Raw genomic sequence first — 13435 nt, forward strand, 5'->3', positions numbered from 1 at the left:
CACCGCGGACCATGACACCGTCGTCCTCCGGACGACACCGCGGACCATGACACCGTCGTCCTCCGGACGACACCGCGGACACGAGCCGTCCCCTGCCGCGCGGAGCCGCTGCGTCGCGCCTGCGCGGACCCCCTCCGGGGGTCCAGTCGGCACGACAGCGCTCCCTCAGCCGGGCAGGTGCAGCATCGTGCGGGTGTTCGCCACGTCCTGGGCCATGGCCGCCATGAGCTCGTCGACACCGGCGAAGGCCCGCATCGGGCGGAGGCGCGCCACGAACTCGACGCCGACGTGCTCGCCGTAGAGGTCGCCCTCCCAGTCGAGCAGGTAGGCCTCGACGGTGCGCCGGCTGCCCTGGAACGTCGGGTTGGTGCCCACCGAGATGGCGGCCGGGTACCGCTCGCGGCTGGCGCCGTCGACGTCCTTGGTCACGAGGTGCCCGGCGTACACGCCGTCGGCCGGGACGGCGGTATACGGCGCGGATTCGACGTTGGCGGTCGGGTACCCCAGCTGCCGGCCGCGCCGGTCACCCCGGACGACCACGCCGTCGACGCGGTGCGGCCGACCCAGCGCCGCGGCCGCCGGATCCATGTCACCGGCCGCGACGCACGCGCGGATGTAGGTGGAGGAGACGCTGACGTCGTCGACGTCGGACAACCCGGTCAGCGGCAGGCCGTCGACGCCGAAGCCGAAGCGCCGTCCCTCGACGGCCAGCGACTCGACCGTGCCGGCCGCCTTGAAGCCGTACGTGAAGTTCTGCCCGACGACGACGTGGGCGACGTGCAGCTGCTCGACCAGCACCGAGTGGGTGAACGTCTCCGGGGGCAGCCGGCTGAATTCCTGCGTGAAGGGCAGCACGCACATCGCGTCGACGCCGAGACCGGCCACCAATTCGGCCTTGCGGTCCAGCGAGGTGAGGATCGCCGGGTGCGAGCCGGGGCGCACCACCTCGGCCGGGTGCGGGTCGAAGGTGACCAGCAGGCACGGACGGCGCATGTCGCGGGCGCGGCCCACCGCGGCGCCGATGAGCTGCTGGTGGCCGCGGTGGACCCCGTCGTACATGCCGATGGTGACCACCGTGCGCCCGAGGTCACCGGGCGTCGCCTCGAGCCCGCGCCAGCGCAGCAACCGCTCGCCCCCGCCGTCCCGGTCGGCCGCTCAGCCGATCCGGTGCAGCCAGCCGTGGGTGTCGGCCACCCGCCCGTGCTGGATGTCCAGGAGCGCCTCGCGCAGCTGCATGGTCAGCGGGCCGGGAGTGCCGTCGCCCACGGTGAAGTCGCCGGTGCGCGCCTTGACCTCGCCGACCGGGGTGATGACGGCGGCGGTGCCGCAGGCGAAGGTCTCGGTCACGGAGCCGTCGGCCACGCCCTCCCGCCACTCCTCGACGGAGAACCGGCGCTCGGTGACCCGGTGCCCGCGCTCGCGGGCCAGCGTGATGAGCGAATCGCGGGTGATCCCGGGGAGCAGCGTGCCGGTGAGCTCGGGGGTGACCAGCTCCGCGTCGGCGCCCGACCCGAGGACGAAGAACAGGTTCATCCCGCCCATCTCCTCGACGTACCGCTTCTCCACCGCGTCCAGCCAGACGACCTGGTCGCAACCGGCGGCGATCGCCTGCTCCTGGGCCAGCAGGCTCGCCGCGTAGTTGCCGGCGCACTTCACCTCGCCGGTGCCCCCGGGGGCGGCGCGGATGTAGTCCTCGGAGAGGTAGACCGAGACCGGCTGCACGCCGCGCGGGAAGTAGGCGCCGGCCGGGCTGGCGATGACGAGGAAGAGGTACTCGTTGGCCGGGCGCACGCCGAGGAAGGGCTCGACGGCCATCTGGTACGGCCGGAGGTAGAGGGTCTGGTCGGGGCCGGTGGGCACCCAGTCGCGGTCGGCGTCGACGAGCGCGTCGACGGCGGCGAGGAACCCCGGCTCGGGCACCGGGGGCATGGCCAGCCGCTTGGCGCCGCGCACGAAGCGGGCCGCGTTGGCCTCCGGGCGGAAAGTGGCCACGCTGCCGTCGGGCTGGGCGTAGGCCTTGAGTCCCTCGAAGATCGACTGGGCGTAGTGCAGCGCGGCCGCGCTCGGGTCCAGCTGCAGCGGGGCGTAGGCCGTGAGCCGGGCGTCGACCCACCCCTCCCCGGCCCGGTAACGGGCCAGGAACATGCTGTCGGTGAAGTGCCGGCCGAAGCCCGGGTCGGCCAGGACGGCCTGCCGCTCGGCGGCCGGACGGCGCCGCACGTCCTCGACGACCACCGGCACGCCCTCGACGAAGGTGCGGGACGAGGTGCGGCTGTCGGCGAGCGTGTCGGTCATGTCTCCCACCTGCGAAGGATGCGTCCGGCCGGGCGGCCCGACAACCGCCGGGCCGCGACCTCACCCTAGCCGGGCACGGCCGTCAGGCCTGGCTCTCCTGGTCGACCCCGGGGCCGGCGGACTCGATCACCTCGTAGGACCACAGGTGGGAGGAGTGGCTGGCCGCCGGCGCCAGCGTGTCGCCGCCACCCTGGTGGGCGCGGTCGAAGTCCTGGCTGGACTGCCACGCCTCGTAGTCGGCCTCGGTGCTCCACCGGGTGTAGACCAGGTACTGGTCGGTGCCCTCCCGTGGCCGCAGCAGCTCGAACCACTCGAACCCCGGTGTCTTCTCGACGGCACCGGCGCGCCCGCGGAAGCGCTCCTCGAAACGCTCCTGCTTGTCCTTGGGCACGGTGATCGCGTTGATCTTCACGACGCTCATGCGCCTGCCCATGCCCGCGCCCCCGGGCGGCAAACCGGGGCGGTGACGGCCGCTCGCCGCGGGTGCGGCGGTGATCGCCGCCACCCGCCCGGCCGGGCCCCCGCCCGCGATGCGGCACGCTGGGGACGTGACCGCGCCGCGCACCACCGACCTCGGCTTCGCCCGCCTGGACCCCGACCGCGTGCACCGCACCGGGACCCCGGAGGTCGTGTACGCCGCCGGCAAGACGCCGGCGCAGACCGTCGCCTGCCTGGCCGCGCTGCTCGACGCCGGCGCCGGCCCGGACGGGCGGGCGTTCGCGTGGGCGACCCGAGTGGACGAGGCCACCGCGGCCGCCGTGCGGGAACGGTGGCCGGACGCCCGGATCGACCCCGAGGCCCGGTGCGCGCTGGTGGGCGAGCCGCCGGCCCCGGTCGGCAGGGTGCTGGTGCTCACCGCCGGCACCTCCGACGGCCCGGTGGCCGCCGAGGCGTGCGCGACGCTGCGCGCGTGCGGCGTGGGCGCCCGGCGGGTCCAGGACGTCGGCGTCGCCGGCGTGCACCGCGTGCTGGCCGTGGCCCCGGACATCGCCGCCGCCGACGCGGTGGTCGTGGTCGCCGGCATGGACGGCGCGCTGCCCGGCGTGGTCGCCGGCCTGACCGACCGCCCGGTCGTGGCGGTGCCGACGTCGGTCGGCTACGGCGCGGCGTTCGAGGGCCTGGCGGCGCTGCTGACCATGCTCACCGCCTGCGCGCCGGGGGTGCTCGTGGTCAACATCGACAACGGCTTCGGCGCGGGGGTGGCCGCCGCCCGCATCGCGCGGACGGTGGCCCGCGGGCGGGCCACGGCCGAGCGGTAGCGGACGGGCTCGTCAGCGGAAGCGGTGGGGGTCGGGCAGCAGCTCGTTCATCGAGCCGGACCGGAAGCCGCGCGGGTCGAGCTCGACCCGGTCGAAGCCGCGCACCGCGGCCAGCAGCTCCGGCCGCGCCGCGACGTCCGGGACCACGAGGGCGTCGACCTCGACGCGGGCGGTCTCCGCACCGTCGACCGGGCCGAGGTCGCGGACGCGCAGGTCGCGCACCGCCAGCCCCGCGTCCGAGAGCGCCGTCCGCAGGGCGACCTCGGCCGCCTCGACGCGGGCGAGGCGGTCCGCCGACACCGGCACCCCGTAGGCGATCCGGCTGGCCAGGCAGGCGGCGGCCGGCTTGTCGGCCAGCGGCAGGCCCCACCGGCGGGCGGCGGCGCGGACGTCGTCCTTGGTCAGCCCGGCCCGGGCCAGTGGCGCCCGGGCGCCCCGCTCTGCGGCGGCGCGGATGCCGGGCCGGAACCCGGCCCGCAGGTCGTCGGCGTTGGTACCGGTGACCACGTCGGCGATGCCGAGGCCGGCGGCCAGCGGGGTGAGGACGTCGACCAGCTCGGTCTTGCAGAACGCGCAGCGGTCACCGGCGTTGGCGCGGTACCCCTCCCGGTCGAGCTCGGCGGTGACCGGCAGCTCGTGCCGCACCCCGAGCGACGCGGCGAACACGGCGGCGGCCGCCCGTTCAGCGGCCGGCAGGCTGGGCGAGACGGCGGTGGCGGCCACCACGCGGTCGGCGCCCAGGGCCCGCACGGCGGCGGCCAGCAGCGTCCCCGAGTCGACGCCGCCGGAGAACGCGACGAGCACGCCCGGCAGCCGGCCGAGGTCGGCGTCCAGGGCGGCCAGCCGGTCGTCGAGCGCGGTCACGCCCGGCAGGCTGCCACACGGCGGACGGGCCCCGGCAGCGTCGCCGGCCCGCATCCGTCAGATCCAGACGGACCCGGGATCCCGAGCCGTCCCGTGCAGGCTCAGCCGATGGACGTGGCCGCGCCGTCGAGCGGCTGGAGCGGCCCGATGCGGGAGTAGGCGAGGCCTCGGTGCTCCAGGTCGAGCGCCGCTGCCCGGGCGTCCGCGAGCTGCTCCGGGGTCAGCTGGACGACCTCGACGAGCTCCATCTCCTCCTGCTCGGCCTCGTTCGGCCCCTCCCACCCGATCATCACGTTGCCGACACCGCGCGCGTAGTACTTGAGCTGCAGCGCGTCGGGGACCGACGGCTCGAACTCCTCGACCACGATCGTGTCGTCGTAGCAGCCCGTCTCGACGCAGATGCGGACCCCCGCATCCCGCACGCGCGCCCGGTCGTCCCAGCTCCAGGGCATCGGTGCGTAGCCCTGCGAGTAGTCCGCGTCACCCGCCTGTGGATCCGCCTTCATCATGACCCCGGCCTGCGCGCCCTCGGGGTCCCCCACCACCCAGACGCGACCCCCGACGAACTCGTCCTCGTAGGTCTCCCGGTACTGGCCCAGATGCCAGACGTTCCCCTCCTCGTCCTGGGCGAGGAAGATCAGCTCGCTCTCGGACATGAAGCCGTCGTTGTAGTCGCGGTCCCACCCGACGAGCGTGCGGACGCCCGCGACCTCCTTGGTCAGGTCCGTGACGGTGAAGATCACCTGCCGCTCGATCTCCTCGCCTTCCTCCAGCGCGCGCCCCTCCCAGGTGAAGCGCGTGCCCGGGGTGAACGGCAACCACTCGTTCGTGATCGTCGCCGAGTCCGGCCCGAAGAGATCCGGGCTGAAGCGTGCGGCCAGGTCGTCCCCCGGTGGTGGGACGACCGGCGCGGTCGTGGCGGCCGGTTCCTCGTCGGAGGCCGGGGGAGAAGCACCCCCGGCCTCCGACGACGGTTCGGCGGCGCCGCACGCGCAGAGGAGGACCGCCGCAGCAGCTGTGCCGAGGGTGTCGCGCAGCTTGATCGTCATCGTGCGCTCCGAACGACGCCGACCCGTGGCGGGGGGCCGGATCACCCGCATCGTCCTGAGGTGGCGAGGGACTGTCAACCGGTTCCGGAACGGCAGGTATCGAGACGGGGCGCAGCCGGTCACTCGTCCCGGAGCAGCTCGGTCGGCTTGAGTCGCCCGACGAGCGACGAGGCGGCGGACGAGGAGACCAGCGTCGAGCCGAGGAGGGCCAGGACCAGCGTGAGGATGCCGGGGACGGGCACGACCAGGTCCGGCGCGAGGACGAACAGCGGGCGCAGGACGCCGACCAGGAACACCGCCATCGCCAGACCCACCGCGATGCCGGCGACGCAGGCGGCGAGGCCGACGGTGCCTGCCTCCGCCACGATGACCGTGCGGATCTCGGCCGACTGCAGGCCCTGGGCCCGCATCGTGACGTACTCGCGGCGGCGCTGCAGCAGCAACCCGAAGACGAAGATGCCGATCGCGACGACGGCCATCGCCAGGCCGTAGCCCGCGTCGAGCGTCAGCAGACCCCGGATGTTCAGCGCCGCCAGGCTGGACTGGTCCTTGGCGAGCGTGGTCTCGCGGGTCTCCACGGCCACCCGCCCGTCCGCACCCGTCCGCCCGGTCAGGTCGGTCACCGCGGCGGCGAGGGTCGACGGGCGCCTGTCGACGGTCCGGGCGAGGAAGAAGTCCGGGAGCGTGGACGGCACCACCCGCGCCTGGTGGGCGATGTTCACCATCGCGTCCGCGCCGTCGGGGAAGGCCGGCAGGCGGTCGAACAGGCCCGCGACGCGCATCTCCGACAGCGCCTGGACGTCGGTCCCCTGGGCGAACAGGACCCGGACCCGGTCGCCGGGGGCCACCGAGACGAACTCCGCCATCTCGGCGCTGAGCAACACCCCGCCCGGGTCGTCGGCGAGAGCGGTCAGCGCCTCCGCGGCGGTCGTGCCCACGAAGTTCTCGTCCCGCAGCGCGGCCACGTCGAGGAACGTGGCCGGATCCACGGCGGCCACGTTGGCGACGTCCTGGTTCCGGGTGCTGCGGACGACGGAGTTCTCGACGCCGTAGACCACCGGTGTGGCAGCGGCGATCCCGTCGACCGTCCGCAGCTCGTCGGCGAACCCGCCGTCCAGGGTGCGGCTGGTCGTCGGGTCCGGGGCGACCTTGAGGTCGGACCCGAGGGTGAACCGCGCGTCCGCCGCCTTGGCCTCGTCGTAGGAGGCGGTGAACACGGTGACGCTGGTCACCGCGCCGACCACGAGGCAGATCACGATCATGCCCTGGGCGGCGATCCACGACCGGCGGCGGAGGCTGCGCCCGACGATCCCCGCCGTGACGTGCCCGAACGACGGGCCGGCCGGCAGCACCGCCACGGCGCGCGCGAACACCCGGCCGGCGAGCAGCGCGCCCGCGACCCAGGCGCCGAGCGGGAGGGCCAGCAACCACAGGTTCAGGCCGACGCCCCTGGCCTCGTAGACGGATCCGGGCGTGCCGGCGAAGGCGTCGGCCCGGACGGCGAGCCCGGCCAGGAGACCGACGCAGAGGAGCGCGACCAGGTCCAGCCGGGCCCGCCACCACAGCGGGGGACGGGAGAACAGCCGGGCCCGGTCGGCGTCGATCTCCCTGCGGATCGCCGCCCGGCCCGCGGCGTAGAGCGCGTAACCCGCCGCGAGGAAGCCGCCGCCGGCGCCGACGAGGCCGGAGAACAGGAGGCTGGGCACCGCCGCCCGCGAGACCGCCTCGACGCCGAGCACGGCCACCGCCGACAGCAGGCCCACGGCCAGACCCACGACCGCGCCGGCCGCGGTGAGCGCGCCGCTGCGGATGGCCAGCATCGTGGTGAGGTGACGGGCGCCGGCCCCCCGCACGCGGAGGATCGCCTGTTCCCGGCGCTGGGCGCTGGCCAGGACGGCCCCCGCGTACCCCGCGAGGACGGCGGCGAGCATGCCACCGGGCACGCCGAGGAAGACGAACATGCGCTTGGCGACGGCCGCGTCCTCGCGCGCGACGGTGAGCGTGTTGGAGACGTTGTCGACCAGGTAGTCCTGCCCCGGGGCGACCTCGGCGACGGCGGCGGCGATCCTGGTCGTCTGCTCCAGCGCCGTGCCGGGATCGGCGTCGAGCCGGGACCGTTCCACCCGGATGTCCACCTCGCGCACGGGCCCGTTCCGCTCGCCGCCGAGGACCGCCGAGGAGGCCAGCAGCGCCGGGACCACCGAGTCCTCGAACGTCGCCGGGTCGATCACCACGGAGTACGGCGAGTACAGGAATTCCTCGAGGTGCCGTCCCTGCCGGCTGTAGAACAGCGCCTTCGCCCGCCGCAGGTCGGCCGTGCCGCTGACCTCGAGCCGCAACGGTCCGGCGGCACCGGGCAGCGCCAGGTCGACGCCGTCGCCCACCTCGACGCCGAGCGCGTCGGCCGCCTCCAGGCTCAGCAGCGCGGCACCCGGGCGCAGCACGCCGTCCACGAGGTCGATGTCGTCGTAACGCCGCTGGTAGCCGGCGTCGAAGGCGAACACCCGCACGGACCCGGTGGCCGCGACGGGCCCCGCGGACACCGCCGGGCCGGGGACGTCGACGAAGGACAGCGGATCGGCCGAGGCGACGCCCGCGATCCGGCTGATGCGGGTGGCGAGCTCGTCGGGTCCGAGCGGTTCGGGCGCGTTCGCCGGGACCGGGGTGACGACCTCACGGCTGGAGAAGGAGGTCCGCAGACCCAGGCCGTCGGCGGGGGTGACCGGGACGCGGGCCTGCACCTCGTAGGACACCCTGACGGTGGCACCGGGCTCGACGGTCCCCAGGTTCAGCCCGGTCCGGGCCGCCCCCCGGGCGAAGGGGTTGTCCACGAGGCCGTCCTCGACCGGGACGCCCCGCACGGTCGCCGAGCCGGCGACGTAGGCGAACTCGTCGGGCGGCTCGGAGCGCAGCACCACCTCGTTGGCCGCCGCGGCCGTGCCGTTCACCAGCTCCAGCCGCACCGTCACGCGCTGCCCCTCCGCCACCGGGCCCCGGACGTCGGTGCTCTGGCCGAGCTGCAGGCGCCCGCCCAGCGGTGCGGTCAGCATCCGCTGGATGTCGATCGGCAGGGGCTGCACGGCCCGCTGCGTCATGGACGCCGAGGAACCGTCGATGAAGAACAGCACGGCCGAGAACAGGCCGACGCCGAGGGTGATGCCGGTCAGCGTGGCGATGCTGCGCCGGGGGTTGCGGACCAGGTCGCGCCAGACGTAGCTAGCCAGCACGGGGCACCGCCGGATCCGCATCGACCCTGCCGTCGCGCAGTTCCACCAGCCGGTCCATCCGGGACGCCGCCGTCCGGTCGTGGGTGGCCATGACCAGGGTCGCGCCGAGGTGCTGCCGGACCTCGAGCAGCAGGTCGACGACCACGGCCGCGTTGCGGGGGTCCAGGGCGCCGGTCGGTTCGTCGGCCAGCAGCAGCCCGGGTTCCGGGACGACGGCCCGGGCGATGGCGACCCGCTGCCGCTGCCCGCCGGAGAGCTGGTCCGGGACGCGGTCGGCGTGGTCGGCCAGCCCGAGGCGGGCCAGCAGCTGCAGCGGATCGGGACCGGGCCGGTGGTCCCGCACCAGGGCCCGCTGCAGGGCCAGGTTCTCCACGACCGTGAGGAACGGCAGCAGGTTGTCGTTCTGGTAGACGAACCCGACCTTGCTGCGCCGGAACGCGGCGCGCTGCCGGTCGGTGAACGACGAGATGACCTCCGCGCCGACCCGCACCGAGCCCGCGGTCGGGACGTCCAGACCGCCGAGCAGCCCCAGCAGGGTCGACTTGCCACCACCGCTCGGCCCGACGACGGCGACGCTCGTCCCGGCGGGGACGGAGAGCGTCACGCCGTCCAACGCCCGCACCGTCCCCGAGGCGGTGAGGTGGTGCACGCTGACCGCGTCGACGTGCAGGTCCACGGCTCACCACTCGACCAGCGAGCCGTCGACCAGCCGCAGCCGCCGGTCGCCGCGCGCGGCCAGCGACTCGTCGTGCGTCACGAACAGCACGGCCAGCTCCGAGCCGAAGATGACGTCGACGACGTGCTCGGCGGTCGCGCTGTCGAGCTGGCCCACGACCTCGTCGGCGAGCAGCAGCGCGGGCGCGTTCGCCAGCGCCACCGCGATGGAGACGCGCTGCGCCTCGCCGCCGGAGAGCCGCCGGGGCAGGTGGTCGCGCCGGTGGTCCACGCCGAGCGCGGCGAGCAGCTCGCGCGGCCGGCCGCGCCGCCCCGGCCGCCGCGTGAAACCCATCGCCAGCTCCACGTTCTCCAGGGCGGTCAGGAAGGGGATCAGGTTGTCCGACTGGAGGACCACTCCGACCCGCTCGGCCCGCAGCGCGGCGCGGCCGGCGTCGTCGAGGCCGTCGGTCGCGACGCCGCCGATGCTGATCCGCCCCGCGTCCGGCCGGCCCAGGCCGGCGACGAGCGAGAGCAGCGTCGACTTCCCGCTGCCGGAGGGGCCGACGAGGCTCACCTTCTCCTCGTCGTGGACGACCAGGTCCACGGACTCGAGGACGACGGTGCGCGAGGTGCCGGTCCCGAACGCCTTGGACACGCCCTCGGCGACCAGCATCCGCGGCCGGTGGGCACCGGACATCACGGCACCCGGGACGACGGCGGCGCCGCGCCGAAGACCTCGGGCACGGTCTCGCGGGCGTGCTCCTCGAGGCGCAGCACCTCGCTGCTCATCTCGTCCAGGCCCGCGTCGCTCAGCTCGGTGAGGTTCACCAGCGACTCGTCGTCCTGGTGCCGGCTGTACCGGCGGGGCGAGTTGAGGATCTGCCCCACCTCGGCGGCGTAGTACTTGAACTCGTTGTCGAGCGCCCCCACCTCGCCCTCGCGGACGACGAGGACGTCGTCGTAGCAGGCGAACTCCACGCATTCCTGCCGACCGGTCTCGACCACCTCGGCCGCGGACGCCTTGCCGTCCGGCTCCCGGCCGATGAACCACGCCGGGGTGTCGGCCCCGACGTCGCCCGGCATGAGGATCCCCGGCTCGGCGCCCTCCGCACCGCCCAGCCACGCGTCGGAGGTGTCGGTGTACTCGCCGCCGGAGTAGTCCTCGGTGTACGAGCCGAGCAGCCAGACGTTGCCGTCCCGGTCCAGGCCGAAGTAGTCGACCGAGACCTGGACCAGTTCCCCGGCATCGGTGTTCAGGTCGAGCATCGCGATGGCGGGGGCCCCGTCGATCTCCCGGACGACGTCGGTCATGGTGCTGACCACCTGGTGCGGGACGACCCGTTCCCCGACCTCGGTCGTCCCCTGCCGCGTCCACTGGAGCCCGGGGCGCAGCGGGTGCCAGCGATTGGTGCTCGTCGTGGGATCCACGAAGTCCACCGGGTCGAACGCGGTGCGCTCGAACTCGGCCGGAACGCCCCCGGACCCGCCGGCGTCCGCGCATGCGGCCAGCAGCAGGCCGACGGACAGCATCGCCCCCACCAGCCTGCGGCCGCGACGGACGCCCGCGGTGGTCCCGGCAGGAGTGGTCATGCCGTCTCCCCTGGAGGAGTGCCCCCGTCCGCGGGAGAGGCTAGCGAGACGAGAGGGTCCGCGGGGCGGTCGCGGACGCGATCCGAGTCGGCATCGGGTCAGAATCCTGGCGAGCCGGACGCCGACCGCTCAGGACGGCGGGAAGCCGACCGCCACCCGCGCGGTCGAGCCGGCGTCCTCGACCAGGGCGACCAGCCGGCCGCCGGGGTCCACCGCGGCGTGCGGGCCGGTGTCGCCGGTCGCGGCGATCCGCTGCCCGTACCCGAGGGCGACCGCCTCCTCGGCGGTGACCGGGCGGACCGGGAAGACGGCGGCGGCCGCCGCGGCGAGAAGGAGCGCACCCGGGCCGCCGCCCGCGGCGAGCGCCGCGGCGGCCTCCTCCACCGGCGCGGCGTGCGCCACGTCGAAGGGGCCCGACCCGGTGCGGCGCAGCGCGACGAGGTGCCCGCCGACCCCGAGCGCGGCCCCCGCGTCGCGGGCGATGGCCCGGACGTAGGTGCCGGCGGTGCAGGCGACGGTGACCTCGGCGTCGAGCAGCTCCGGCGCGGGGCGGGTGAGGCGGTGCAGCTCGATCCGGTGCACCGCCACCGGTCGGGCGGCGAGCTCGACGGGCTCGCCGGCGCGCACGCGGTCGTAGGAACGGCGCCCGCCGACCTTGACGGCACTCACCGACGAGGGGACCTGCAGCAGCGGCCCGGTCTGCCCGGCGAACGCGGCGCGGACGGCGGCCTCGTCGACGTCGCCGGCCGGGACGGCGGAGAGCACCTCGCCCTCGCGGTCGTCGGTGACCGTGGTCTGCCCGAAGCGGATGGTGGCCTCGTAGGTCTTGTCGTGCCCGCCCAGGTGACCCAGCAGCCGCGTGGCGCTGCCTACGCCGAGCAGCAGCAGCCCGGTCGCCATCGGGTCGAGGGTGCCGGCGTGGCCGATCCGGCGCACCGACAGCGCGCGGCGGGCACGGGCGACCACGTCGTGCGAGGTCATCCCGCCGGCCTTGTCGACCAGCAGCACCCCGGGCGGGACGTCGGCGTCGGCGGCTCTCCGTCGGCTCATGCGGTCACGGTGGCAGGCGCGGTCAGCCACCGGTCACCGGCCACCCGCGTCAGGACCCCGACGAGCCGGAGCACGATGAACAGCGTCAGGCCGCTCCAGACCCCGGCCAGCCCCCAGCCCAGCGGCGCGGCCAGCAGGGACAGCGGGAGGAAGCCGACCAGCGCCGAGCCGATGGTCACGGTGCGCAGCCAGCCGACGTCCCCGGCGCCCATGAGCACGCCGTCGAGCGCGAACACCACGCCGGCCAGCGGCTGCATCGCGGCGAGGAACCACCAGGCCAGGGCGGCCTGCCCGAGCACCGCCGGGTCGTCGGTGAACAGCGGCAGCACGACCGGGCGCAGGACGAGCAGCGCGGCGCCGACGAGGACGCCGGTGCCCAGACCCCAGTAGGTGACCTGCCGGGCGGTGGCCCGGGCCCGGTCGGGACGGCCGGCGCCCAGCGCCTGGCCGACGAGGGTCTGCGCGGCGATGGCGTAGGCGTCGAGGACCAGGGCGAGGAAGAAGAACAGCTGGACGGCGATCTGGTGCGCACCCAGCGACGCGGTGCCCGCCCGCGCGACGACGCCCGTGGCGACGAGGAACGACAGCTGGAGGACGACCGCCCGCAGCAGCAGGTCGCGGCCGATGACCAGCTGCGAGCGCAGGGCCGCCGGACGGGGCCGCCACGGCGCGCCCTCGCGCAGCAGGGCGCGGACGAACAGCGCCGCCGACACCGCCTGGCCGGCCACGTTGGCGATCGCGGAGCCGACCAGACCCAGGCCGACCGGGTGCACCAGCAGCGGGCACAGCACCAGGCTCACCAGGCTGCCGGCGAGCACGTAGCGCATCGGGCGGCGCAACTCCTGCACCCCGCGCAGCCAGCCGTTGCCGGCCAGCGCGACCAGCAGCAGGGGTGCGCCGAGGGAGGCCACCCGCAGCCACTGCTCCCCCGCCGCCGCGACCGGGCCGGCGCTGCCGGCCAGCGCGCGGGTGAGCGGCCCGGCCAGGAGCTGGAAGAGCAGCAGGACGGCGGCGCCGAGGGCGAGCGCCAGCCAGGTCGCCTGCACGCCCTCGTCGACCGCGCCGGCCCGGTCGCCCGCGCCGGCGCGGCGGGCGGCGCGGGCGGTGGTGCCGTAGGCGAGGAAGTTGAGCAGCGCGGCGGCCCAGGCGAGCAGCCCGCCGCCGACGGCCAGCCCGCCCAGCGCCACCGTGCCGAGGTTGCCGACCACGGCCGTGTCGACCAGCAGGTACAGCGGCTCCGCCGCGAGCACCACGAGCGCGGGCACCGCCAGCGCCACCACGGACGGGCCGCGGCGCGGAGGGCGGAGCCCTCCCGACGCGGAGCCGTGGTCCGGCTCAGCGCCCGCCGGGGACGGCACCTGGTCGCGGTGCCGTCCGGAGGACGGCGGTGTCATCGGCCGAGCCCTCCCGACGCGGAGCCGTGGTCCGGCTCAGCGCCCGCCGG

General features: G+C 75.4%; 12 protein-coding genes. 1 reads left to right on the forward strand and 11 read right to left on the reverse strand.

Annotation, left to right across the window (positions count from 1 at the left end; all coding sequences use genetic code 11):
• Nucleotides 1-165: 165 nt before the first annotated feature.
• From OF117_RS21695 to OF117_RS21705, 3 genes are all read right to left on the reverse strand, one after another.
• Complete coding sequence (locus OF117_RS21695) at nucleotides 166-1125, reverse strand: bifunctional riboflavin kinase/FAD synthetase (RefSeq protein WP_263554939.1); 960 nt, start codon at nucleotides 1123-1125, stop codon at nucleotides 166-168.
• Between the two features lie 30 nt (nucleotides 1126-1155).
• Nucleotides 1156-2295 carry a branched-chain amino acid aminotransferase gene (locus OF117_RS21700; RefSeq protein ID WP_263554940.1) on the reverse strand — a complete coding sequence of 380 codons (1140 nt, stop codon included), beginning with the start codon at nucleotides 2293-2295 and terminating at the stop codon, nucleotides 1156-1158.
• A gap of 82 nt (nucleotides 2296-2377) precedes the next feature.
• A complete protein-coding gene (locus tag OF117_RS21705; protein WP_263554941.1) occupies nucleotides 2378-2716 on the reverse strand; it encodes an antibiotic biosynthesis monooxygenase family protein in 339 nt (112 codons plus the stop codon).
• 127 nt (nucleotides 2717-2843) lie between these two features.
• Here OF117_RS21705 and larB point away from each other — a divergent pair, with 127 nt between their 5' ends.
• Nucleotides 2844-3554 (forward strand): nickel pincer cofactor biosynthesis protein LarB, encoded by a 711-nt coding sequence (gene larB, locus OF117_RS21710; protein ID WP_263554942.1) that lies wholly within the window; start codon nucleotides 2844-2846, stop codon nucleotides 3552-3554.
• A 12-nt stretch (nucleotides 3555-3566) separates the two neighbouring features.
• On the opposite strand, the gene larE is transcribed toward larB, so the two are convergent.
• The 8 genes from larE to OF117_RS21750 form a co-directional block, all read right to left on the reverse strand.
• Entirely contained in the window at nucleotides 3567-4418 is an 852-nt protein-coding gene (gene larE / locus OF117_RS21715; protein WP_263554943.1) for an ATP-dependent sacrificial sulfur transferase LarE, read from the reverse strand.
• A 101-nt stretch (nucleotides 4419-4519) separates the two neighbouring features.
• The gene (locus tag OF117_RS21720; protein ID WP_263554944.1) at nucleotides 4520-5467 is read right to left on the reverse strand and encodes a hypothetical protein; all 948 of its coding nucleotides are present in this window, start codon (nucleotides 5465-5467) and stop codon (nucleotides 4520-4522) included.
• Nucleotides 5468-5586: 119 nt separating this feature from the next.
• Complete coding sequence (locus OF117_RS21725) at nucleotides 5587-8694, reverse strand: FtsX-like permease family protein (protein WP_263554945.1); 3108 nt, start codon at nucleotides 8692-8694, stop codon at nucleotides 5587-5589.
• Nucleotides 8684-9370: an ABC transporter ATP-binding protein gene (locus OF117_RS21730; protein ID WP_263554946.1), complete on the reverse strand. Its 687-nt coding sequence runs from the start codon at nucleotides 9368-9370 to the stop codon at nucleotides 8684-8686. The genes OF117_RS21725 and OF117_RS21730 overlap by 11 nt, the downstream gene beginning before the upstream one ends.
• A 3-nt stretch (nucleotides 9371-9373) precedes the next feature.
• Entirely contained in the window at nucleotides 9374-10048 is a 675-nt protein-coding gene (locus OF117_RS21735) for an ABC transporter ATP-binding protein (RefSeq protein WP_263554947.1), read from the reverse strand.
• Nucleotides 10048-10941 carry a hypothetical protein gene (locus tag OF117_RS21740; RefSeq protein WP_263554948.1) on the reverse strand — a complete coding sequence of 298 codons (894 nt, stop codon included), beginning with the start codon at nucleotides 10939-10941 and terminating at the stop codon, nucleotides 10048-10050. The genes OF117_RS21735 and OF117_RS21740 overlap by 1 nt, the downstream gene beginning before the upstream one ends.
• 129 nt (nucleotides 10942-11070) lie before the next feature.
• Nucleotides 11071-11991, reverse strand: a complete 921-nt coding sequence (gene truB, locus OF117_RS21745) for a tRNA pseudouridine(55) synthase TruB (protein ID WP_263554949.1) — start codon at nucleotides 11989-11991, stop codon at nucleotides 11071-11073.
• Nucleotides 11988-13256, reverse strand: a complete 1269-nt coding sequence (locus OF117_RS21750; protein WP_263554950.1) for an MATE family efflux transporter — start codon at nucleotides 13254-13256, stop codon at nucleotides 11988-11990. Before OF117_RS21750 ends, truB begins: the two co-directional genes overlap by 4 nt.
• Nucleotides 13257-13435 lie beyond the last annotated feature (179 nt).

The organism is Geodermatophilus sp. YIM 151500 (assembly GCF_025716945.1).
Classification (GTDB): domain Bacteria; phylum Actinomycetota; class Actinomycetes; order Mycobacteriales; family Geodermatophilaceae; genus YIM-151500.